We start from the raw sequence: 23,876 nt of genomic DNA on the forward strand, positions 1-23,876 counted from the left end.
CATACTTAGCTATTCCTTAGATGATCTATGTATTTCCAATACACATGATAAACAAAAAAGTGTCCAATAAACGGACACCGTAAAATAAGACTCTTTGCATACTCCGATGATTGCAATAAATATTCTCAGAACCTTTCACATTGTTCCTACACTCCTAACTGAATTTTCCTTCATTCAGTTTGTATTTCTTTATTTTTTCATATAATCCTGAGCGGCTGATTCCTAGCAATCTAGCTGCCTTTACTTTATTCCCCCGCACTTGAACTAGTGCTTTTTTAATTGCTTCGAGTTCGGCATTTTCGACAAGGGATACCTTTAGATCAGGCTCTTTAATAGGAACTTGCTTCAATAAATAATCTGGAAGATCTTCGAATTTAATTTTTCCACTTTCAGCAAATGTCATCGCCCGTTCCATCACATTTCTTAGTTCACGGACATTGCCAGGCCAATCATAATCTAGCATCGTTTCTCGTGCTCGGTCCTCGATTCCCGTAATGCTTGTCCCCAAAATTTGATTCAATTCAATCATGAACTGTCCAATCAAATGTTCAATATCATAGAAACGATCTCTTAGTGGTGGGACATTTAACGAAATTACATTGAGGCGATAATATAAATCCTCTCTGAAAAGACCGTCCTTGACCATTTCTTCCAAATTCCGGTTAGTAGCGGCAATAATTCGTACATCGACTTTTATCGTTATTGTCCCGCCAACCCGGTAAAATTCCCGCTCTTGAAGGACGCGCAGCAGCTTTGCCTGCAGTGCTAGGGACATATCACCTATCTCATCAAGAAAAAGCGTTCCTCCGTTGGCCAAATCGAACTTGCCAAGTTTCCCTTTTTGCCGTGCCCCCGTAAAAGCCCCTTCGTCATAGCCAAAAAACTCTGATTCTAGCAGTTCCTCGGGAATCGCGGCACAATTAACAACGATAAACTTACCGGTACCTCTGGCACTGCTGTTATGAATCGAATGAGCAAACAGCTCTTTACCAGTTCCACTTTCGCCGCGGATGAGCACAGTTGACCTGCCTTTAGCCGCTTTCTCCCCGCTTTTTTTCAATTTTTCCATACATGGTTCCACACTTAAAATATGGTTCCAGGTAAACTTAGCTGTTTCCGACATTTGAAATTGCTGATGATAAAAATTTGCTTTATTTTCGGCCTTTTGCAGCTTTTTAAATAATTCACTTACCTCGTTTAATTGACGGAATACAACCTTGCCAATCGCTCCAATGACTCTCCCATCCTCTAGGATAGGGATTCGGTGAACAATATATTTAATGCCATTAATCTCTAAAAAACCGCTAACCTCTGCTGTTTCTGATTCATAGACATTTTCTAATTGGAGCTGCGGCAAAACCCTCGCTGCCGGCTTGTAAAGTACCTCTTCTAATGGGAGATTAAACAATTCCAGTAAAGGCGGGCTGACCATCGTGATGATTTTCTTTTCGTCTGTCATCACGATTCCATCAAAGGCGTGAGCGATCGCTGTTTCCAATGTTCTCTTTAATTTTTTTATCGTTTGTAATTCTTGTGAAGTTTGCAGCAGTGACATCACCATATCTGTTTTCGTGAGGATGCCAACAACCCGGTTATATTCATCAATCACAACACCCGTTCCGACCTTGCTTTCTTTTACGATTTCTTCCACTTTCTCATATGGGGTATCGATTCTTACCGTTTCAACTTGTTTTTTTATGTAGTTTTTGATAGGAGTCGTAAGCGGTATTTCTTCGGTCACCATTTGTTGTAAACTGCTACGTGTAAAAACACCAACTGGATACCTGTAAGAGTCAATGACAGGGAGCAAGTTCCACTTCTTTTTGTACATAAGTGTAATCGCATCTTTTAGCGTAGTTTCCTCGGTGACAATAAAATCAATAGGTGTAATAATATCTTTAAATTGGAGCATGTCATCACTCCTCAATTTTCACATATCTTTATTGTAACAAAAATTACGGAACATTTTTGAATATTTCAACAATATAAGATTGAAAACTAGAAACTTTTTATCCTTTTAATCGTAAATAGTATGTATGATTCAATAGAGGAGTGAAATGATGAGCGAAAAAGGTTGTATTAAATGTGGAAGCAGAGATACGGGAACAAAGGATGTGGCCATGACAGGATCGGGTCTATCAAAAATGTTTGATATTCAAAACAACTCCTTCACGGTAGTTTTTTGCAAGAAATGTGGTTATTCCGAGTTTTATAACAAGAAAACCTCCACAGCTTCAAATATTATTGATCTATTCTTTGGCGGTTGATTGCTAAAGGGAATTCCTCTGGGATTCCCTTTAGTTCACCATAAGGTATCTAATTTATCAGAATAATAGGTGATTGCCTCCTTATAACTTAATATTTCTTTATCAGTAGTCGTATCTACCAAGCATTTTTAGAAACCAGCACTTTACGGAATGCACATGGTAGTTCATCAATTGTTATTAAATCCATTTGGCAAACCAAGCAACATAATAGGCTGCTGGAATAAATAACAGTTGGGCCATTACTGTGCCGACTAATTTTGAACTAACCATGGTCAATGAATAACTTTTTAAATAAATATACACACTTTGATCTTTTACGACTCTATCAGCTAGCACCGATGATTTAGGGTCAATAAATAGGGACAATAAAATCGTCGCAATACCATTTATTATCCCTGATGACATAAGCGCAGCCTGACCATATTTCGTCGGAACTAACAATGATGCATAAATAGATGAAATGACCCCAACGGTAAATACAGCTGAAATAATGACATTAATCACAAAAAGACGTTTAGGAATTGTTTTTAACGTAATTCCTTTTAGGTATGAAAACCTGGGTAATGTAAAACACTTCCATACTTTTCTTATTCCTTTAGCATTAAGCTGTTTAAAAAATACTGACACCACAGAACCACGTTCATTTGATAGTTGAACAATAGCTCGAGAGAAAATATTTATGAATGTTGGAAAAAGAAGAATTCCTAATACAACACCAATTGAGGTTATGCTAATTAGAATCCTATATTGTTCTTCAATAAAAAGTAATGTGTTTGCATCCTTAGGTACTTCAGCAATCAGTTTTGCTGTTAATGGTTGATGAATCATGGTAGAAAATCTTGAAACAATAATTAACGTACCAAATAAAGACAATGCTGTTGCAATTAGTTTTACTCTTGCTCCGGAAATCCTCGTTGAATAGGCTAATGTTTCAATCATTGTTACAATTAATAGAAAAATAGAAATGATAATTAGTTTACCCGTTATTAACTCCATATTTAGATCCCCTTAGAAATTTATCTAATTTGAATTATATACCAATATGAAAAAAGTGGAAAATCCCTAAAATAATTTATCAATACTTTCTTTAAATTCTCTTTATGAAAGACCACTTATTGATCAAATTTTCATATGTTCATAAACTATCGCTTTAATGGACAAATAATTGGAATTCATGATATTTTGGATTTGATACATAAAGGTATCCATTATTAAAAATAGACACATAGGAGCGATACTTGTGAAAAAAGCCAATCTCTGTTTTATAGGTGCAGGATTTCATGCATCAACAAACATTTACCCTTCTGTTATTGAAGCGGGAGCCAATATCCAAGCTATTTCTACACGTAATATCGATCGTTCCAAAGCTGCTCTTCAACGTTTTGGAAGCAATGGTACCCCTTACGATGACTATAAAAAGATGTTAGAAAATGAAGAATGTGACGGAGTGGTGGTGGTTGCTCAACCTGAAGATCATCCTTCTCTCGTGCTTGATTGTATCAAAGCTGGGAAAAATGTTTATGTGGATAAGCCACTTGGGATGAGTGCTGAAGAAGCTGCTGAAATGGCAGATGCTGCTGAAGCTGCTGGTGTTACTTTAATGGTTGGATTTATGAAACGTTATGCTCCTTGTTATACAAAGTTAAAAGAGTTAATTACGAACGGCAAACTAGGCACTGTTCGATCGTTTCAAGGAAGATTTGCAGTGGACAGCACACCGTTTTGCAAAAATGAAGAACAATTTATGAAGTTTGCTGCTATACATATTGTTGATCTTGTACGCTATTTATTTGGTGAAGTAGTCCAAGTAACAGGGTTTAAAAATAGTGACAATGAATTTGTTTCTCATAGTATTTCGTTAAAGTTTGAAAATGGCGTCGTTGGGAGCCTTTATTTGGTTGGGATGACAGCATGGTCGCGTGAAAGTGAAAATATGCTTGTTACGTTTGATCACGGATTTGCCTTTGCTGATGAAGTAAATACGCTAACAGTTCATGAGTCACAAACATTTGATGATCTACCATGGAAATCTCTTAAAGAGACAGACACTGTATTTACACCATCTGCTTCTCCAATGTCTGGAGCCTACAGAGATCTCTATTTACGAGGCTTCGTTGGGGAAATGGCTCATTTTATTGACTGTTGTAAAAGCGGGGAAACACCAACTTCAAGTGGGCGTGATAATGTGAATACAATGGCACTCTGCGATCGTATTCTGTCTAAGTTGTTGTAGGAATTTTTTAGAGGAGCATTCTTCAAAAAAAGAGAAGGCTTGCACCTCCTCTTTCTATCACTCTATCTCGGCTGCATTCGAATTGCTCCATCAAGCCGAATCGTTTCTCCATTAAGCATCGGATTTTCAATAATACTTTGAACAAGCTGGGCGTATTCGCTTGGATATCCAAGTCTTGAAGGGAACGGCACCATTTTCCCAAGTGAATCCCTAGCTTCTTCTGGTAGTGTATCAAACATTGGCGTGTGGAAAAGCCCTGGAGCAATGGTCATCACTCGAATTCCGTAGCGGGCAAGTTCTCTAGCAATCGGCAAGGTCATTCCAACGATACCGCCTTTTGATGCACTATATGCTGCCTGGCCAATTTGTCCGTCAAAGGCGGCCACCGAAGCGGTATTAATAATGACGCCTCTTTCGTTCTGATCATTTACTTCATTGCTAGTCATTTTCTCGGCTGCCAACCGAATCACATTGAAGGTTCCGATTAAATTCACATTGATCACTCTAGAAAAAAGTTCAAGATTATGACCGCCATTTCTCCCGAGTACCTTCTCCGCAATTCCAATCCCAGCACAATTCACTACAGTATTTAATCCACCCATAAATTCTGCGGCTTTATTGACCACTTCCTGAATATCCTCTTCGTTTGTGACATCAGTCTTTAAAAATAAAACGTCTTCTCCTAATTCGTTTTCAAGTTGCTTTCCCTTTTCTTCTGACTGGTCAAAAATGACTGCTTTTCCACCACTTCTAACCATGGAGCGAACCGTTGCCTCCCCGAGTCCTGATGCACCACCTGTCACGATTGCACGACATGCCTGAATTTGCATATAAGTAACCCCCTTAAAAGAATTCTATTTTATTATTTTGCAAGATTTATGCCAGAAGAAATTTACAGATGAATAAGATGGTTGGAGTGAACACTGCTTTAAAATGTATATCGTTTGGACAGTTTTTAAACAAAAATGCCCAGAAAATGTACAGCCGTAAAAACAAAATAGGTCAGGCCTCATAACTAAAATGAGGTCCTGACCTTTTTCTTGGAAACCATGCTTTTGTAGCTTTGTAAAAAAGATTAATCCTTTATAACAAAGTTCGATAATTAATTCAAACTTCGCAGCTAAATAACTTAGGAAAATCCTTGAGTTTGTTTTGATAGCTATTCTTTTATAATGTTCCTTAACAAAAGCTCTATTGATTGAAAAAACATCACATACATTGGAATAGTGGGATGGGACGAGAAATCACTACCACTATGAAGATGTGTCTCCTATATGAGATCATCGTGAACAAAACAATCAACTACCAAAAGGATTATATTGTGTTTTCAGTGAATTATTGATTCGTATTCGGACAGGGCAAGGGTCAGATAACGAAAACCTGTCTGAATCCCAGTCATATTCGGACAGGTCGAGGGCCCAAAAGTGAAATCCTGTCTGAATCCCGGTCCTATTCGGACAGGTCGTGGGCCAAAAAGTGAAATCCTGTCTGAATACCGGTCCTATTCGGACAGGTCGAGGGCTCAAAAACGAAAGCCTGTCTGAATCCCGGTCCTATTCGGACAGGTCGAGGGCACAAAAGTGAAATCCTATCTGAATCCCGGTCCTATTCGGACAGGTCGAGGATCCAAAAGTGAAAGCCTGTCTGAATCCCGGTCATATTCGGACAGTGCAACAAAAAAGATGTACTTTTTATAAAAAAAGTTGCGATGTTTTAAGCATTAAATTTTTTATACCTAATTAAAGAAAAGGGCTGCTCCATATAATGGACAGCCCTTTTCTTCCAATTAGTTAGACATCTACCTTCTCAATATTTCTAAAGGAATAATAAGCAATTAAGCTACCAATAGCGGCAAGGGATATCGGTATGGCAATATAGGCAAAGAGATTAACCCCATTTGTTGAAGATGATGTTAGCGACACCATAATGATAGCGGAAACGATGGTGGCCGGAACTGACTTTTTTCTCATTCCAAAATAGAGTGGAATTAGCGCCATTCCTGCAGATGCGACTGCCTCAAGCGTCATGCTAAATAAACTATCCTTTAATACCTCGACCGTTAACGCCTCCGGTACAAAGTGTAAATAGGAATCAACTAAATAAAATACACTCCCAAGCAAGATATTTGATAAGAAAATCGTTAAAAATGTAAAGCAAGCGACAATGGTTAATTTCGAAATCATTACTTTTTTACGATTAATTGGATACATGAACATTAAGGTGATCGAATTGCTTTTATATTCATCAATGATGAGTCTAGAAATAAGGACCGCAGCAAAGATGATAAACGTTGGTCGGATGATACTCCCAATCATTGTAAATGCCGATTCATAACTGCCATATGCGAAAGTACCTTCACTTTTTTCAGCAAAATAAATCACGCAAAGTAACCCCATTATGATTAAGTCCGCAATGCCCACACTTTTCAAATAAGAAAATAATTTAAACTTTTTTATTTCAAGACTTATTAGTTTACGCACTGATACCACCTCCATTGATTAATGTTAAGAAATATTCTTCGAGTGAATGATTCTTTTTATTGATTTCCTCAATCAGGACTCCATTTAATATTAACGTCTTTGATATTTCTGACTGAGATATTCCTGAATCATAGATTCTGAAGCGCAGGGCATCAACCATTTTAAAGTTGGTTAGATGAAGAATTTCCTCAAGTACATAGAGTGCCTTATTCACATCATTCACGGTCAGTTCAATATACTCTGTATTTTGCTCGCGAATTTCGTCCATCGACACCTCTTTGATTAATTTCCCATCACTAATGACCCCAATTGTATCGGCAATTTGCTCCATTTCACCGAGAATATGCGAAGAAATCAACATCGTCATTCCATATTCACTTGAGAGCATATGGAAGAGGTCGCGCAGTTCTTTAATCCCCACTGGATCAAGACCGTTAATCGGTTCATCCAGAATTAATAGCTCCGGCTTGGTTATAATCGCACGGGCAATAGCAAGGCGCTGCTTCATTCCTAGCGAAAAATCTTTTACGGATTTATCTTCGATATTTTTCAATTTGACTAAATCAAGCGCCGTGTCAATCGCCTTTTTGTCATAATAGCCCATATACTCACAGTGCAGCTCCAGATTTTCCCTTGCTGTCAGTCTGTCATAGAAAACAGGATATTCAATAATGCTGCCCATGCGCTTTAACACTTCATAAGAGGTGTTTGTTAGTTTTTCACCAAAAATTTCAATTTCACCGCTCGTTGGCTTCACAAGATTGGTCAGCATCTTCATGATCGTGGTTTTCCCTGCTCCGTTCGGTCCAAGAAATCCGTAAATCTCTCCTTTTTTGACCTTCATATCGACATGAGAAACAACTTCCTTACCTTTATAGGATTTTGTCAGTTGATTTGTTTTTATAATGTAGCTCATAACTTTTCAGCTCCCCTTCTTCTTTAACTACTTCTTATTCTAATCAGGAAAATTCTCTTTTTTATTAATCAAATCTTACAAAAACCTTAAGAAGTTTGTTTTTTTACCTTAATAACCCTAAAAGTGAGTGGTTTGTCATGGGATAATTCACCAAATACATAGAAAGTTTAAGGGGAGTAGGGGAGGGAGTTATCTCCTACCTTCGTTGAATCCAGAAGGTATACTTTATTTTTCATAAGTGCAGGCTATCATATTGTCTCACTTACCATCATGGGCATCATTATTGCCGCATTTGCCTAATCCATAAAATGGGTGTCCTCTCGCAATAAGGGACACCCTTTTTTTAGTTCAATACGTAATTCGCTTCAATTTAATAGTAAAAGTCGTTTTTTCATAGGGCTTGCTGGTAAGGAGTATTTGTCCGTCCATTTTTTCAACGAGCCTTTTTGTAATCGTTAGGCCAAGCCCGCTTCCTTGATATAATTTGTTTCGTGAATCCTCGAGTGTGTACATTCTTTCAAAAACCAAATCTCGATGAAGCTCACTAATTCCCTTACCTTTATCCCACACATCTACGTAGATGGAATGTTCATCACTTCTAAGTGCTAAACCAAGTACCTTCCCACCACCGCCATATTGAATTGCATTGGAAATCAAATTATTTAAAACTCTACCAAGCTCCTCTTCATTTCCAAGGGCATAAAGATTATATTCAGGAAGGCCAATTGTGACTTCAAATCCCTTAGACGTTAATACCTCGTAAAATCCTAAAATAGTTTTGCGGCATACCTCATTCATATTCACTCTTGTTAATGGAATATCCTTATCCCCGGACTCTAGCTTGGCCAGGTCAAAAAACTTCTTGATTAAGTCCAACACCTCCATCGTTTTTCCATGAATCTTATGGAGGTCCTCTTTGCCGTTATTTGGATCATTCAGCATGATTTCAACATATCCAAGAACAACCGTAAGAGGCGTCTTAAGATCATGTGAAATATTCGAGAGCATTTTTCGCATCGAAATTTCCGTTTTATTGTAGGTCGCCATGATTTTTTGATTATGCTCAAGCAGGCGATTGATTTCAATTAAGATCCTTTTCAGGTCATTATCATCAGTATGTAATAAGAGTTTTTCATCGGTTTTCTCATCAATAATCCGCTTTAGCTTCTCGTGAATATATTTAATATTTTCTTTATGATGTTTTCTCGACCTAGATTGCAGAATGTTTAACCCCATTAAGCCAATGATGATAATCAGTAAAAAAATGACCATCGTTAAAACTCCCCAAGCTTGTAGCCGATTCCCCATAATGTTTTGATATACCGCGGTTTAGACGGGTCATCCTCAATTTTCTCCCGAAGTCTTCTCATATGAACATTGATTACATTTTCATCCCCATAATAGTCATCTTCCCATACCAAACTATAAATTTGTGCCTTCGTATAGACACGGCTTGGATGTGAGATAAATAGTTTTAAAATATGAAACTCCTTTGCCGTCAGCTTGATCTCTCTTCCGCTTTTTAGTAACGCGAAATTATCTAGGTCGATAGTCAGCTCTCCAGCCGTCAGCACCTTTTTCTCTTGCTCTTCCTTTTGCTCTATACGGGAATAGTGGGTCGCTCTGCGGATTGCCGCTTTTACCCTTGCTGTCAGCTCAATCATTGAAAAGGGCTTAGGAATATAATCATCGGCTCCAAACCCTAATCCTAGCGCTTTGTCCAAGTCCCCATCCTTTGCCGACATGATCAAAATGGGAATCATACTTTTTTCACGTATAATTTTTAAAAATTCCATACCATCTAGCTTGGGCAGCATTAAGTCAAGCAGAATTAAATCAAACACGTCGTTCGCAAACACTCCAAGTGCTTCTTCCCCGTCGAATGCCTGTACTACTTCTAGACCCTCCTTTGTTAATTGGCCTTTGACCATATCGTTGATAGCTACATCGTCTTCTACTAATAAGATTTTATGTTTCATTTTATCCTCCAACAGTTATTACTATATGGTTATTTTCCATATTATCTCTGAAAAATCCTTTTTTTCTAAAAAACGATCATGAGTTTCAACGCCCCACTCAATAATTAGAAATTAGTTACTTATGAGGAGTACACCAACATAATAAAAGCGGTGTGATCAAAGCTAAGCTTCACCAAATATTAAAGTATTTTTTCACTCAGACTGGATAAACTAATTCGGTTTTGCAACGCTCTGCCCCTTTTCCACTGAAAAAGAGAGACAAGCAGCCTCCCTTTGATTAACACTATGATTTTTTATATCTACCAGGATTAAACTTTTCACTAGCTTTGAAGTTATAAACAGGTTTGATAAAGCCTGCTATCTCGACTGTTTCTTCGACTTTTTCTAAAATTTCATTCATCGACTTGTATGCCATTGGCGCTTCATCCAGTGTTTCTTCAGAAACAGACGTCGTCCATACATCCTTCATGGTGTTGTGGAAATCCTCCATGTTTAAGGTTTTCATCGCTTTTGTCCGGCTCAAGACACGGCCTGCTCCATGCGGGGCTGAATAATTCCACTCTTCATTCCCTTTACCAACTGCTAAAATTGAACCGTCACGCATATTGATTGGGATAATCAGACGCTCGCCTTTTTGCGCCGAAACCGCCCCTTTTCGTAAAATCAAGTTGTCTGTATCAATATAGTTATGGACGGTGTCAAACCGGTCCATTTCTTCAAATCCCATATTATCGGTAATCGACCTGGCAATTTCTTCGCGGTTCGCTTTCGCAAAGCTTTGCGCTAATTTCATATCATGGATATAATGCTGGAAGTCCTCGCCTTCCAAATAGGCTAAATCATTCGGAATGACTGGATTCTTTTCCTTGTAGCTTTGAATGACTGTTTGAATTTCCTTATTCCGTCCTTCACCCTTTAGCTTTTCAATGATTTCCGTTAAATCATGTTGACGAAGCTTTGAGATGGCTACTTTTTGATAGTAGGTGGCAATCTTTGCCCCCACATAACGGCTGCCAGTATGAATCGTTAAATAGTGATAGCCATCGGAATCAACAGATATTTCTATAAAATGGTTGCCTCCACCAAGTGTTCCTAAGCTATAAAGGCTTCTATTTTCATTCAAAATATGCTCCGCTTTAAATTCTTGAATGGCTGGAAAACTCGTGTTAATAAACCCGACCGTCTCATCGGAATGAAGCTCTTGTCCGCTCGGGACATACGTACGAATGATGTTATCAAGCTCGTTAAAATCAACCTTTTTATCCTGAATCTTGACGGTTAACACACCACAGCCCACGTCAACGCCAACTAGATTCGGGACTACTGTGTCCTTTAACTGGATCGTCGTTCCGATGACGCAACCTTTTCCAGCATGATAATCTGGCATAATACTAATCTTTGTATCCTTTAGAAATGCTTGATTACATAGCTCTTGAATTTGCTCAAGCGCTGTTTCCTGTGGATAATTTGAAAATATCTTCGCTTCTGTTTGTAACCCTGTTATCTTTATCACTTGTTTTCCCTCCTTCAAAAGCAGATTACCAACAGGCTACCATTTTCTGGACATTTGGGCAACGTATTTTTGGGCGACAAAAAGTGTCAACATACGAACAGGCCGCCCTTACTTGCGGATGGGCCACAAACTACTGATTTAAAACAACAAACCCCAGCCACCCAACTAATAAGAAGTTGGGGATTACTAGCAAAACGCCAACCCAAATCATTTTCTTTGTTATGAATTTTGTCGCACCAAGATAAAGTAGCGGAAAAATTAATCCCCATACTAGGAAACGTGGTGTAGCCGCTAAATAAAGAGACATTGGCAATATAAAAATTGAGGATAAAACAAGAAGTTTTGATTTCCTGATACTCAGGGCAATAATGCAGAGAATGAGTGAGGCAATCGTACAAGGCCAAAATAATAACTGCATATAACACCTCCAGATTTTTAAAGGGCTTTACTACTCGTTTTTATTTGATCGATTATCTCGTTTGGTTTCATTTCGTGTCCAATCATATGTTTTCCACGCCAATTTATACCGATTATTATACCATCATCCTCAAGTTCTTTTAACCAGTTTAAAAAATCATCTAAAAGTATTTCAATCGGTTTATACTCTCGATAAACTTGCACGCTAGCAATGATTTTCACTGCCCCAGGTTTCGAGGACCAAAATGGCAGTAAGGATTGTCCATCCATATTTGTAGCGGTAGGAACACCTTGTTCATTTTCAATAGTCCATACTTTTTGCTGTTTTTCTAGCTCTTCAAAAAAAGAATCGCCATAATAATAATCTTCTACTATTTTTGTACTATTGTTTTCTGCTTCATCTTCTTCAAATTCTCGGTCTTCAATCCATTGTTGATAGTGAGTGATTTCGTGTGCCATACTATTTAATATCGCAAAAATAGCATTCTCATCTCCTGTTTCCGAAACTAATTCTTCAAAGTCTCCCGTTGCCACCCTAATATAAGGTTCGACACTCTTTTCGAATGGGGCAAAAAACGTAGCACTTACCAACTCTTTAGTATCAATCGTTTTTATTTGATAATCTTTTTTTAGGTACACCACAACCCTTATTGGAAAATCCATATTCAAACGCAGCCAAACTGCAAAGTCTAAACATGCTTGCCTTACATTTTCATTTACGCCTTTTTCACTTCTTATTCTCAAGCCCGAACGTGGATACATCAATATTCACCCAACTAACCTAAAAAGTTTATTTATAACACCGACTAAGATAAAAATGGTATTAGGTATTACTTTAAGAACATCTCATAACAATCATTTAATATGATAATTTATTAATATTTAATCCAAACTTTCCAATCACTTTCATCTTCTAAAGGAATAACTGTTGTATTCGCTTCTTTTTCTATATCGGTTGAATCACCTTTAAGGTATCCCAGTTCGTAACCTATCTCATCGTCTTTATGAATCGAATGGGTTTCACTAAGTTCATATAAGGATTGATCCATTTTAATTATTTTCTCGACTTTCCAATGGCCTTTTTGATTTTGGATATCTGCGACCCAAATATCTTTGTCATTCATATACCCTTTAAACACCATTAAGACTAAACTTTTGTTCACTTGAGTTGAGCCATAAAAATGTACATTTCTGTTTTCCTCTTTTAAATCGTACAAAGCATCTTCAGGAGTATTTTTGGAATCTTTAGAAGCCGAAATGTACCCACCTAGTAAAAAAACAAACAATAATATAACGATAAATCTCGATTTCATTTTTACTTACTCCCCCAATAAATCTATCAATTTTCACATTAGCACAAGAAGCGATTGTACTTGTTGAAAAGGTACACCTTTAATGCTTAGGTCGCTTGCTCAAGAACAGCTAGTGATTTCTCCATATTCTATTAACTTCTACCAGCTTTGTATTATGAAAAGTTAATTTATAAATATCCGGCATAGTTAGCTCTTGCCAGAAACGATAACCAAATTGTTTATCAAAGTGATTCATAATTAAAACCATCAAATTACCGTGCATTCCTATGGCAATATTTTCACCTTCATATTTTTTTAATACATGCATTGTCGCCTTAACTCCCCTAGCTTGGGCAAGAATATTAGATTCTCCCCCTTCCCAAGAAAAGCATTCATCCTCTCATACTTTTGTAACAGCTGACTTGAAATCCTCAAGGGGTTTATCGGACAGTTTCCTTTCTTTAAAATCATGCACAATCTCAATATCTTTACCCATGAATTCAGCGATACCTTTGACAGTTTGAATAGCCCGTTTGTATGGACTTGAAATGACTCTATTAATATTTTCATTTTTGAGTATTTGCGCAATTATTTCTGCATTAGCCAATCCTTGATCTGATAAAGGTCTTCGAATTTCATCAGGGGTATATGTTGAATGTGCATGGCGTACGAAGAACAAATTTGTCATTATTCTCTACCTTCCTATTTATTCCACAAACAGTTTACTTATTAAAAAATTTTACATACCTAGGAAAGATGTAATTTCTATTAGACTCTTTAAAATTCAATATAAAAAGGCTGGAGTTTTTCTGTTAAACAATACTCAATTCGTTGCCTGAAGTTTTTCCAAGTGACCATTTCTAATGCTTCATTAATTGGAAAGTAACCTACCTCGAGACTTTCTGTGCTTGTTGTTGGCTCTCCTCCGACAGGCGTTCCCAAAAATAATGTGTTACATATGCAGCCACTTACATTCTGAAAAACTCCGCAAAATTTCGTAATTTCAATATCGATCCCAGATTCTTCTTTTGTTTCCCTAATAGCAGCATCCTTCAATGATTCTCCTTCTTCAACCTGCCCCCCAGGCATTTCCCAACCTCTTCGTGGCCCTTTGATTAATAAAATTTCATTCTGGTTGTTCAGCACAATAGCTGCTGCTGAAACAATATGCTTCGGTGTCATCTTCCATAACCCCCATTTCTACTTCACATGCTTTATGTATTCTTTTCAATACTCAAACCAATAACCAAGAATATTTACACTTTTCAATTTTCCGATTTTCGAAATTATTTACATAATTGTTCATTAAAAACAGATATTGAATAAATATTTTGATTTACTAATCGATCTACTATTTGCCTGATTACGCTTGGCTCACGAAGTTCATTATTATCAAACTTCATAAGTTCAGACACCATTATCCATTTACTGTCTATAATTACGTCCTCTTCAATCTTCAATGAACCTCCAGTAATTTCACCAGTGAAATGAAATAAAATCACTTGGTCATTGGAACTGCTGATAAAGTTATATACACCAGTTGTACCAGTAAGTTTCACATCAAATCCTGTTTCTTCTTTTACTTCCCTACAGGCGGCTTCGAGTATGTCTTCTTTATATTCAATACGTCCGGATGGAAAATTCCACTTATTAATTGCAAATGGTTTATTTTCTTTAATAATCAAAACTTCGTCGCCATTGATTATTGATACACTAACAACTAAAACAATGCTATTTTGAGTCATTTTCTTATCTCCAGTTATATATTTTTAATTTCATTACTCCCTTTTCCTATTCATAATACCTAATTTCCTTGTTCAACCTGCTCCCTTTTAGAAAAAATCCTTACTTTTGAAAAAACTTGCCCGGTTGAAGAAAGAATTCAGAGTAATGCTCAGTGTGCAATAACTGTATAATGGTAAAGTAAACCAATAATACATTCTAATTAAATCATTAATCCTTTTAGAAAAATTAATTAAACATAGGGTAGTCATATTTATTAAACTGGAGGCCTTCTGCATGGAAACCAAAACCAATAAATATTTTTTGTATTTAGGAGTTACCTGGACAATTATATTTGCCTGCATGAGTTTCTACTGGGCAATGGGTGGCATGCTTGGCGTGAGATCATTAGGTGGAGAGATTTATGAAATGGCATTGAACCCAGATCCATCATTCATTGTAATTGTTTGGATTACTGGATTTATAAAATTGCTTGGCATTGTAATCCTCATGCTGCTATTGGCTAGTTGGAGACATTCTCGAATAAGAAAGTTACTTTATTTCACTACAAAGACTCTGGGTCTCTTCCTATTTATTTATGGATTGCTCAATATCATCACCATATCTTTAAGCATTCTCGGCATTTTAGACTTTAAAATCGATCATTACGCTGCCTCTCGGAGATTGTTTTTTTGGGAACCTTACTGGATGCTTGGTGGAATATTTTATTTTTTCTCTGTAAAAAAAGTGTCTTCACCTGTTGTAGAATCACACCCGTTTAGTTAATTATTTTTATTTTTTATTTGAACTCATTTGATTAAATTCCTTTGAACCATTCTTAGGTATGCTCAAAATATTCCAATCTTTATCTTTTATTTGTTTCCCTAAAAATAAAATTTGTCCTAAATGATAGCTAATATGCGCTAATTCCGTTTGAATTGCTTGAAGTACACTAATAGGTAGTTGCCTAATCTCACCAAAGTAATTTTTCCTTACAGATAGCTGAAGAAGTTCAAGAAAAATGGACTACTTAAAACATCCATTTATTATCTTTCTAATGCCATTTTAACTGCTTCAATGGCATGTATGACTGTTGTATCAAATAACGGAACTTCTGTATCTTCTTGTTTTATTAATAATCCAATTTCTGTACAACCGAGTATGATTGCTTCCGCTCCAGCATCAACCAATCGCTTGATAATTCCTTTGTAATTTCCTCTTGATGATTGCTGAATATCTCCTAAACATAACTCCTGATAAATCACCATATTTACTATCTCTCGATCAGGAAGATCTGGCACTAAAACCATGATCTCATTTGACTCTAAGCGTGATTTATAAAAGTCTTGCTCCATAGTATATTTTGTACCTAATAGTCCAACCCTCCGAATCTTTGATTTTTTTATTTGATTTGCTGTTGCGTCAGCGATATGTAAAATGGGTATGTTAATTCTTTCTTCTATATATTCAATAACTTTATGCATCGTATTTGTACAAATAACAATAAAATCCGCGCCTCCTTTTTCTAAGGAATAAGCAACCTCACCCAATAGTTTACCAGCCCTTTCCCACTTTCCTTCTACTTGATAACGTTCAACCTCAGCGAAATCAACGCTATATAACAAGCATTTTGCCGAATGAAAGCCACCCAATCTGCTCTTTACTTCTTCGTTAATGATTCGATAATATTCAACTGAAGATTCCCAACTCATTCCACCTATTAGTCCAATAGTTTTCATAAAGATGCCCCCTAGTCTTTTTGGGAATATTTGACCAATTATACATAAGTCTTGTATCTAATCTTGAATACTAAGATTTTTTACTATCTTTGTTCGAGGTTGCATTTTGTTTTATTTCTGATAATTTAGTAACCAGCCAATTCCGAACTTATCGACAACATTTGCATGAATCGCTCCCCAGAATGTATCTTGCAACGGAGCCGTAATCTTTCCCTCCTTGATTAAAGCGTCATACACTTTTCTAATTTCTTCTTCGCTCTCACATTCTAAGGTGATTCTAACGTTGTCACCTTCTTGAATTTTCCCGAAGGTATCTGAAAAATGGATAATACTGTCACCTAGATGGAGTTCGGCATGTAAACACTTGCCATCATCGCTGTTCTGAATATTAGTAATATCCCCGCCAAATATGCTTTGATAATACTCCATTACATTCTGGCAGTTATCTATAAATACATAGGGACTAGCATTTTTCATCATTATTCCTCCTTAGACTGAGTATTCTTTCTAAGTACAAGAAACATAATACCAATTTTTATTGATTTTTTTTATCTCAATGATAGGAAGAGTTCATGGTTACGATTATACTAAAGAGTAAGAGCATTCGAATCTTCGGCAGACCCCAGTCGAATACGATTTTCTTATTTACCTCGACTTATATTACTCGGCTGAGGATAATTTCCCCTTCGAATAATCCTTTGTCATACTCCAGCATCCTGCTAATGACTTACCGTACCAGTTAAGTCTATTTCCATTTTTCATAGCCAACTTTCTCGAATGCAGCTCTCATCGGCATATTTTCAACATCTGTATCAGAAAAAATCCTCCAAACTCCGTTATCTTGTAATACTCTTGTTGCTCTGAGGAGTAAATCGTTTATAAATCCTCTTCCTCTTAATTCAGGGACTACACCAATATAATGAATTGTCCCCTCCATTAATCCATTCTTCTCACTTCCCTTAAAAACAACAGGCTGGATGAATCCCACGATTTGGTCATTATAATAAGCAAGCTCCCACCATTCTTTGTTGTATTGAAAATGGTCATCGTCAACATTAAAATACAAATCTACAAGTTCACAAATACTTTCAGGTTTAATGTGTTTTTTATCTTCTCTATCTAATGAATTTACAACTACTCGGTTTATGACCTTTTTAAAGGTGTCTTCTAAATCCTGTGTCACTTTTTTAAAATGGCATCGATCTGGTACAATGACCTTTTCTTTCGGTTCTTTCCATACATAAGCAATTTTTTTATATTCTTTCACCAACTTAATGCCCTCCCTAAAGGTATTTATGCAATTGATTATTTTGCGGTAATTCCATGCTTGTCCCTTTCGACATGAGTTGCATCTTCATAAAATGTAGTACCTCATAATAAGGAGGTGATACTTATGTATGGTGGTGGTTACGGAGGTTCAAGCAGTTTTGTTTTAATTGTTGTTCTCTTCATCCTATTGATTATTGTTGGTACATCTTTCATGACAGGTGGGTACTAACCTATTTAGGATGAATCAACAACCCAAACAAAAATAAAAAAAATATACCTCAATTTCTTTTGAAGCGTGCATACCATGCTTCTTTTTTTCTATTTATCTCTAAGATTCATTCTAATCCTCCTCTACAATATTACCATAATCATCCATAATACTGTGGGATATTTCCAGAGAAAAAGCCAAACAAAAAAAGAAAGATGCCCATGGACATCCTCCTTTTTCAAATCTATTAATAGATGGTTTGCATGCCTTTTCCAGCCACGGTCATCCATTCGAACTGGCGCAGCCGCACCTCAAACAGTGTCAATGGATCGCGGAACATTTCTGGATTGGTATTCATGTTATTCAGCATTTCTTCGTTCGTCTGAATCCCGGACCGCGCTTCTTCAATACAACGATTTAAAATCGTTAGTGGGCTCTTGAAAAACATGGTGACGTCCCGCTCCAGTGATTTTTCAAACAGTTCAAATGGCCGGAAAAACTGCTGACTGACCAACCTAGCCGCTTCGGCATAATCCTCATTTTCCACAAACGATTTATACTTATTATAAAGCATTGCTTTGTTTTGTGGCAGTGCACCAAACAGTTTCCCTGCGCTTTTTAGTAAAAATTGTGACGGTGTCCTGCGCAAGAGAATATTGATTGAATCCAACTGAAAGCTGCTCGTCATCCGGTCCGTATCGCGACGCCAATCATCGAGTACCTTGAAATCACACTCAAGCTTGAGGCGTTCTTCCCCGTACATCTGATTAAAACTCTCACCCATCTCATTCAAAAATTCCTGGCCATGCTCGAACTCCGCTTTGCAACGTTCAATCCATTCCTGGAGCAGGCGGTAATATTTCGGCATCACCTGCTGCCCTAAGTAATTTTGAAGTCTTCTATTCATCTCATCATTTAGCTCTAAGTGGATTTTGCTAAAATTGCTATCTTCCTTGATTAGGACTGAACACTCCTTTAACATTTTCGGAACGGTTTCCGAAATATCCATTACAATCGCATCCTGAAAGGCACGATAAGACTTCATGAACGCTTTTGTTTTTTGCGCCTCGGTATCCTTTAGTTGATTGACCGCTCCCGTTACCTTCAGCATCATTTCTTCATTCCAGCGCAGCGATTCTACCAGTTGATTCTCTACATCCATCCGCTTTTGCAAAAGGCTGGCAATCGTGGTTCTGATAAAAAACAACAGTTTAGCTAGACGGTTATCTTCAATGTTTCTCGTGTTTTTAATCGACTGGATAAACTCTTTTAAATCCTTCAGCTGCGGACTACCCTCATATTGCGAAGAAAACGCAAAAACTTTGGAATCTGGCAGATAAGCCAGGATCGTAGACCTTGTTTCATCAAAAATCCGGATTGCTTCCTGCTCGTCTGCAATCGTATCCATCTTGCTCAAGATAAAATGGAGGGGAATATCAGGTGCTAATTCTTGGATTTGTGCGACAACCACACGCTCCTTATCCGTAAACGAAGCATTAGCATCAAGCACAAACAGGACGGTGTCAGCAACATGAAGGTTTTTCAATACCTCAGATCGATCATAATGAGGGGATCCCTTTAGCCCTGGTGTATCTATGAAGGCTACCCTATTTTCCTGCAAAAAAGCACTCGGCCGTCTGAATTCAATAATGGCCTCCAACGCATTGCGGCGGCGATCCATCCGTTCTTGAAAATCAGAAAAACCTTCTAGATTCGTAATCTCCCGGTCGGTAATTTCGGTGATTTCTACTCCCTCAGAGTCTTTAAACATAACCACTGACGATGTTGGACTATCCTGCAAGTCTTCGCCTAAAATGGTATTAACAAAAGCGGATTTCCCACTGCCACTTAACCCAGTAATGAAAAAATGTTGAGTATCGAAATCAATTAACTGCTCGACAAGCCATTTTACCCGATTATTCTCACCCATATCATGTGCCTGCGCCCAGTTCATGATGGAATCGAAGAGTGTCAGGCACTCTTCCAGTTCATCCATGTCCGTTTCAGTTATGCTGATCAGATTTTCTGCCTCATTAACGACGGACACACTGATGCTTGCCGGAAAAAGTTCATTCCAGGAGAGAACCGCAGCTGATGATAACACCAAATTTTTATTGTCAGCTAACCGCAGCCAATTTGTTAACAGGTCAGGGATAAATTCCTGTATTTTTTTTATAAAGTATCTGCCATCAATTAAGCTAAAATAAGTTTCCTTGTGAAACCTAGAAAGACAAGGCCAATCGTCTTTTCGATTCAAGTCAAGGTTTAATAAAAGATGGTTGATTTCGCTTAACCACGATAAATAGGATTCCTCATTTTTGTAGCTGTTCCAAAGTGCTGAAACGAGCTGTTCAAATTTTTCTTTGTCGAGGCCAAACAGTAAGATTAAGGCCTCGGTAAAATAACTGGGATCAAAGGAATTCGTTACCCCCTTCTCCACATACGCAATGATGATATCAATCCAATCCAACGATTCCGTACGCCTTACTTCATTCACAGCCAGTTCAATGGCATTGTTCCAATCCTGCTGCTCCTCAAAAAAAGTACGGGCGATTTCCGTGACGTTAGGATAGTCCGGGTTTGCGACAATCGTCTTTTTAATAACCGAGACAGCCGAATCTAGCTTACCGCGTTCGATATACAGCGATAATAACTGTAACGCCACTTCAGTATTTAAGGTAGAATTATCCGTTTCAATTGCGCAATAAATGTCCTCAGCGGTCGATAGCAGCCCTAACTCATAATAGGCATCGGCGGTATTTTTCTTCGCCCACGGCTCAAGCTCATTGATGATGTTTTCCCATTTGAAAATGGCGGCTTCAAAATCTTTATAATGAAAATAGACTTCACCCTGTGCAAACCGAATATGAGATAAATCAGGCAAATCCTTTTCTGCTTCCTCCTGAAAAGCAACACCAAGTACCCGAATCGGATGAATATTTTCATGTTCATTGATGAACATTTCATAATAAGTTTTCTGCTTTAATTGCTTCTCTAATGTCATTTCTTTCCCTCCAATTGCACCATTCTATGTCATACATATGGAAAAGAGGCATAATTATTCCTCATACTATTCGACGATTATGTAGAATATAAGTCCCAATTATTACGATTCTACCAAAGGGATTTTTTAATAGGATGTCAATAATATTTCAATTTGGAGTCAAATATTAGTTAGGAAGCTAGTATCTATCCTCGGTTCTGAAGTTTATAATGATAATAAAAACTCCCCGATTAGCGTTGCCAGTGGCGTAGTTCGTCGAAAAACACAGCTTTTCGACTGTGAAGCTTATACTCACGAAACCTTCTAAAGTGCACCTATGCGTTCAGATTCTATCGATATAAATTCTAATTAGCGGACAAAGACCTAAAGGAGAAATCGAAATTGGAAAAGGAACAAGCACTATTTTTATCCACTTGCATGGAAACATTAACTCCATCCACCTACGAAATAAAGAAATTAGAAACGGTTGGAGGAACTCTCCCGAAGTTTCACCAATGGACAAACGGAAAGAAAACGTTAGCAGCCTATGAGGTGACCCGGCCTGCAACGGAAACTGGCTATTACTTTATTTTTATTGATTGGCACCGCAATGACATTTATTATCTAGTGATTTACGCCCATGATAAAAAAACGACGTTTGCGGAACTTCGACAAGTCCAAGAAATAGATGGTGTACCACACATCGTCTGGATGTATAAACCCTTTAAACGAGACGGGAAAAACGATCAGCGGAAAGCTTATTTTAAGCAAATGTTTGGCTCAACAACGGTGCAAATCAAACTCCCCGCAGTAACATCGGAAGTAGAGGGATTTTTTGAACAAGTGTTTAAACTATGTCAAAATAGGATAAAAGCAGACCGTATTGTCGAAGTATTTGATTTTGAAAATTGATTGGAGTGTGGAAAATGGCAATTTATAAAAACTGTCAAAGCTGCGGAATGCCTTTAGCAAAGGACGAACTTGGGGGAGGAACCGAGAAAGACGGCACAAAAAGCAGGAAGTATTGCAGTCACTGCTACATGAATGGAGAATTCACCCTGCCTCATATTACAGTGGAGGAAATGCAGGAAAGAGTGAAACAAAAGGTCGTTGAATTTGGGATGCCGAAATTTATCGCTGGTATGTTTACGAGAAATATACCGAAGCTGGAAAGATGGAAGAGATGACCTAACGTCATCTTTTTTATTTTTTAGGGCATTCAAAAGGTTACATGTCCCTTGTTTCATCAAACAATACCCTAATAATTTTTTAAAAAACGGATGGGTCTCATCCGTTTTTTCGTGTCTACTCATTGCCATTTTCCAATAAGTCCTTGTTCCGTTATTTCGAATGATTCCATTTTTCGGAACTTGCACTAACACTAGAAAAAGCCCGAGTATGTCGACGCAGGCCCCCAAAGTTCATCCTCATCATACCAAAATAAGGGACTGCTCTCAGCCCCTTTTAGTGATAATTATGATTTATAAAACCTTACTCAAAAACGCCTTTGTCCGTTCCTCTTTTGGGTTATCAAATAACTCCTTCGGGATATTTTCTTCGACAATCAGACCGCCGTCCATAAAAAGAACACGGTCGCCCACTTCTTTGGCAAAGCCCATTTCATGGGTTACGACCACCATCGTCATTCCCTCTTTGGCAAGCTGCTTCATAACCTCCAAAACCTCACCGACCATTTCTGGATCGAGGGCTGAGGTTGGTTCATCAAACAGCATGATATTCGGCTCCATTGCCAGCGCCCTGGCAATCGCCACCCGCTGCTTTTGCCCTCCGGATAGAGAATCTGGAAAAGCCTCAGCTTTATCCACTAAACCGACTTTTCGTAAAAGCTCCAAGCCTTTCGCTCTTGCCACTTCTGCCGAAACCTTTCTTACCTTCATCGGTGCGAGCATAATATTTTCAATCACCTTTTTATGAGGAAATAGATTAAATTGCTGGAACACCATGCCCACTTCAGTCCGTACTTTATTAATATCTGTTTTTTTGTCTGTTATATCGATCCCCTCAACATAGACATGGCCGCCCGTAATCGTTTCAAGCATATTTATGCAGCGTAGAAAAGTTGATTTCCCTGAACCAGAAGGGCCAATGACGACAACTACCTCTTGGGGCTTGACGGTCACATTGATATCCTTAAGAACCTCATTGATTCCAAATGACTTTTTCAAATTTTTCACCTGAATCATTCTGTTGCCAACCTTCTTTCAAGACGATTTAACAGGAAGCTTAACGAAAGGGTTAACACAAGATAGATAACCGCAGCTGTCAGATACGGCTCCCACGGGCGCATATATTGACCTTGCATCGCCCGGCCCCAGTACATCAGCTCCGGGGCGGCAATTAACGCAGCGAGAGAGGAATCTTTAATTAAGACGATAAACTCATTGCCAAGCGGTGGAATCATTCTCTTAAAAGCTTGGGGCAAAATAACATTTCGCATAGCTTGTCCATGTGTCATACCCAACGAGCGTGCTGCCTCCATCTGCCCTCTATCAATCGATTGAATCCCGGCGCGAAAGATTTCCGCTACATAGGCCGCTGAATTTAAGGAAAGGGCAACAATCGCAGCGAAAATTGCATTGGTCGTACCTAAAAATGATGGAACGACGGCGAAATGAACCAATAAGATTTGCACCATTAATGGAGTGCCACGAAAAAAATTGATATACCACTTAAACGGAAGAGCATACAGCTTATTTCTCATCATTTTTCCTAACCCTATAAATAACCCAAGTACTGTACCTATCAAAATACTTGCGACCGACAGGCCAATCGTTAACAATGTTCCCTTTAGAAAAAACGGTGCGTATTCTGCAATAATATCCCACCTAAAATCCATC

Annotated in this window: 26 protein-coding genes and 1 pseudogene; 6 read left to right on the forward strand and 21 right to left on the reverse strand. The window is 37.9% G+C overall.

Annotated features, from left to right (window positions below; all coding sequences use genetic code 11):
• Positions 1-154: 154 nt before the first annotated feature.
• Positions 155-1,912 carry a sigma 54-interacting transcriptional regulator gene (locus tag M5A78_RS16840; RefSeq protein WP_248736442.1) on the reverse strand — a complete coding sequence of 586 codons (1,758 nt, stop codon included), beginning with the start codon at positions 1,910-1,912 and terminating at the stop codon, positions 155-157.
• 148 nt (positions 1,913-2,060) lie between these two features.
• Between M5A78_RS16840 and M5A78_RS16845 the strand changes: the two genes are divergently transcribed.
• Positions 2,061-2,267: a zinc ribbon domain-containing protein gene (locus M5A78_RS16845; RefSeq protein WP_248736488.1), complete on the forward strand. Its 207-nt coding sequence runs from the start codon at positions 2,061-2,063 to the stop codon at positions 2,265-2,267.
• 177 nt (positions 2,268-2,444) lie between these two features.
• On the opposite strand, the gene M5A78_RS16850 is transcribed toward M5A78_RS16845, so the two are convergent.
• Positions 2,445-3,263: a lipid II flippase family protein gene (locus M5A78_RS16850; protein ID WP_248736443.1), complete on the reverse strand. Its 819-nt coding sequence runs from the start codon at positions 3,261-3,263 to the stop codon at positions 2,445-2,447.
• 244 nt (positions 3,264-3,507) lie between these two features.
• On the opposite strand from M5A78_RS16850, the gene M5A78_RS16855 reads away from it, so the two are divergent.
• Entirely contained in the window at positions 3,508-4,500 is a 993-nt protein-coding gene (locus tag M5A78_RS16855; RefSeq protein WP_248736444.1) for a Gfo/Idh/MocA family protein, read from the forward strand.
• A gap of 62 nt (positions 4,501-4,562) precedes the next feature.
• Here the strand turns inward: M5A78_RS16855 and M5A78_RS16860 are convergent, their stop codons facing one another.
• From M5A78_RS16860 to M5A78_RS16915, 12 genes and pseudogenes are all read right to left on the reverse strand, one after another.
• On the reverse strand, positions 4,563-5,330 hold the full coding sequence (locus tag M5A78_RS16860) for a 3-hydroxyacyl-CoA dehydrogenase (RefSeq protein WP_248736445.1): 768 nt from the start codon (positions 5,328-5,330) through the stop codon (positions 4,563-4,565).
• 960 nt (positions 5,331-6,290) lie between these two features.
• On the reverse strand, positions 6,291-6,980 hold the full coding sequence (locus M5A78_RS16865; protein WP_248736446.1) for an ABC transporter permease: 690 nt from the start codon (positions 6,978-6,980) through the stop codon (positions 6,291-6,293).
• Positions 6,973-7,896 (reverse strand): ABC transporter ATP-binding protein, encoded by a 924-nt coding sequence (locus M5A78_RS16870; RefSeq protein ID WP_248736447.1) that lies wholly within the window; start codon positions 7,894-7,896, stop codon positions 6,973-6,975. The genes M5A78_RS16865 and M5A78_RS16870 overlap by 8 nt, the downstream gene beginning before the upstream one ends.
• Positions 7,897-8,244: 348 nt before the next feature.
• Positions 8,245-9,168, reverse strand: coding sequence for a sensor histidine kinase (locus M5A78_RS16875; protein ID WP_248736448.1), 924 nt, complete (start codon positions 9,166-9,168; stop codon positions 8,245-8,247).
• A gap of 2 nt (positions 9,169-9,170) precedes the next feature.
• Positions 9,171-9,875, reverse strand: a complete 705-nt coding sequence (locus M5A78_RS16880; RefSeq protein WP_248736449.1) for a response regulator transcription factor — start codon at positions 9,873-9,875, stop codon at positions 9,171-9,173.
• A gap of 283 nt (positions 9,876-10,158) precedes the next feature.
• Positions 10,159-11,388, reverse strand: coding sequence for an RtcB family protein (locus M5A78_RS16885; protein ID WP_248736450.1), 1,230 nt, complete (start codon positions 11,386-11,388; stop codon positions 10,159-10,161).
• Between the two features lie 130 nt (positions 11,389-11,518).
• The gene (locus tag M5A78_RS16890; protein ID WP_248736451.1) at positions 11,519-11,806 is read right to left on the reverse strand and encodes a hypothetical protein; all 288 of its coding nucleotides are present in this window, start codon (positions 11,804-11,806) and stop codon (positions 11,519-11,521) included.
• A gap of 17 nt (positions 11,807-11,823) precedes the next feature.
• Positions 11,824-12,567: a DUF2750 domain-containing protein gene (locus tag M5A78_RS16895; protein ID WP_248736452.1), complete on the reverse strand. Its 744-nt coding sequence runs from the start codon at positions 12,565-12,567 to the stop codon at positions 11,824-11,826.
• Positions 12,568-12,680: 113 nt separating this feature from the next.
• Positions 12,681-13,118: a hypothetical protein gene (locus tag M5A78_RS16900; protein WP_248736453.1), complete on the reverse strand. Its 438-nt coding sequence runs from the start codon at positions 13,116-13,118 to the stop codon at positions 12,681-12,683.
• Positions 13,119-13,227: 109 nt separating this feature from the next.
• Positions 13,228-13,785: pseudogene (locus M5A78_RS16905) on the reverse strand (histidine phosphatase family protein).
• A gap of 89 nt (positions 13,786-13,874) precedes the next feature.
• Positions 13,875-14,279: an NUDIX hydrolase gene (locus M5A78_RS16910; RefSeq protein WP_248736454.1), complete on the reverse strand. Its 405-nt coding sequence runs from the start codon at positions 14,277-14,279 to the stop codon at positions 13,875-13,877.
• 104 nt (positions 14,280-14,383) lie between these two features.
• Positions 14,384-14,842, reverse strand: coding sequence for an NUDIX hydrolase (locus M5A78_RS16915; protein ID WP_248736455.1), 459 nt, complete (start codon positions 14,840-14,842; stop codon positions 14,384-14,386).
• A 274-nt stretch (positions 14,843-15,116) separates the two neighbouring features.
• Between M5A78_RS16915 and M5A78_RS16920 the strand changes: the two genes are divergently transcribed.
• On the forward strand, positions 15,117-15,605 hold the full coding sequence (locus tag M5A78_RS16920; RefSeq protein WP_248736456.1) for a DUF3995 domain-containing protein: 489 nt from the start codon (positions 15,117-15,119) through the stop codon (positions 15,603-15,605).
• Positions 15,606-15,611: 6 nt separating this feature from the next.
• Here the strand turns inward: M5A78_RS16920 and M5A78_RS16925 are convergent, their stop codons facing one another.
• The 4 genes from M5A78_RS16925 to M5A78_RS16940 form a co-directional block, all read right to left on the reverse strand.
• Complete coding sequence (locus M5A78_RS16925; RefSeq protein WP_319942310.1) at positions 15,612-15,842, reverse strand: DUF1572 family protein; 231 nt, start codon at positions 15,840-15,842, stop codon at positions 15,612-15,614.
• A 23-nt stretch (positions 15,843-15,865) separates the two neighbouring features.
• Entirely contained in the window at positions 15,866-16,558 is a 693-nt protein-coding gene (locus M5A78_RS16930; protein WP_248736457.1) for an aspartate/glutamate racemase family protein, read from the reverse strand.
• A 111-nt stretch (positions 16,559-16,669) separates the two neighbouring features.
• On the reverse strand, positions 16,670-17,038 hold the full coding sequence (locus M5A78_RS16935; protein WP_248736458.1) for a VOC family protein: 369 nt from the start codon (positions 17,036-17,038) through the stop codon (positions 16,670-16,672).
• Positions 17,039-17,303: 265 nt separating this feature from the next.
• Positions 17,304-17,825 (reverse strand): GNAT family N-acetyltransferase, encoded by a 522-nt coding sequence (locus tag M5A78_RS16940; protein ID WP_248736490.1) that lies wholly within the window; start codon positions 17,823-17,825, stop codon positions 17,304-17,306.
• A gap of 126 nt (positions 17,826-17,951) precedes the next feature.
• On the opposite strand from M5A78_RS16940, the gene M5A78_RS16945 reads away from it, so the two are divergent.
• Complete coding sequence (locus M5A78_RS16945; protein WP_248736459.1) at positions 17,952-18,056, forward strand: YjcZ family sporulation protein; 105 nt, start codon at positions 17,952-17,954, stop codon at positions 18,054-18,056.
• A 226-nt stretch (positions 18,057-18,282) separates the two neighbouring features.
• Here the strand turns inward: M5A78_RS16945 and M5A78_RS16950 are convergent, their stop codons facing one another.
• Positions 18,283-21,039, reverse strand: coding sequence for a dynamin family protein (locus M5A78_RS16950; RefSeq protein WP_248736460.1), 2,757 nt, complete (start codon positions 21,037-21,039; stop codon positions 18,283-18,285).
• Positions 21,040-21,420: 381 nt separating this feature from the next.
• Here M5A78_RS16950 and M5A78_RS16955 point away from each other — a divergent pair, with 381 nt between their 5' ends.
• The gene (locus M5A78_RS16955) at positions 21,421-21,930 is read left to right on the forward strand and encodes a hypothetical protein (protein ID WP_248736461.1); all 510 of its coding nucleotides are present in this window, start codon (positions 21,421-21,423) and stop codon (positions 21,928-21,930) included.
• Between the two features lie 14 nt (positions 21,931-21,944).
• Entirely contained in the window at positions 21,945-22,205 is a 261-nt protein-coding gene (locus M5A78_RS16960; RefSeq protein ID WP_248736462.1) for a zinc ribbon domain-containing protein, read from the forward strand.
• A gap of 294 nt (positions 22,206-22,499) precedes the next feature.
• On the opposite strand, the gene M5A78_RS16965 is transcribed toward M5A78_RS16960, so the two are convergent.
• Entirely contained in the window at positions 22,500-23,222 is a 723-nt protein-coding gene (locus M5A78_RS16965; protein ID WP_248736463.1) for an amino acid ABC transporter ATP-binding protein, read from the reverse strand.
• On the reverse strand, positions 23,219-23,875 hold the full coding sequence (locus M5A78_RS16970) for an amino acid ABC transporter permease (protein WP_248736464.1): 657 nt from the start codon (positions 23,873-23,875) through the stop codon (positions 23,219-23,221). Before M5A78_RS16970 ends, M5A78_RS16965 begins: the two co-directional genes overlap by 4 nt.
• Position 23,876 lies beyond the last annotated feature (1 nt).

Source organism: Neobacillus rhizosphaerae (assembly GCF_937468385.1).
Lineage (GTDB): Bacteria > Bacillota > Bacilli > Bacillales > Cytobacillaceae > Neobacillus > Neobacillus rhizosphaerae.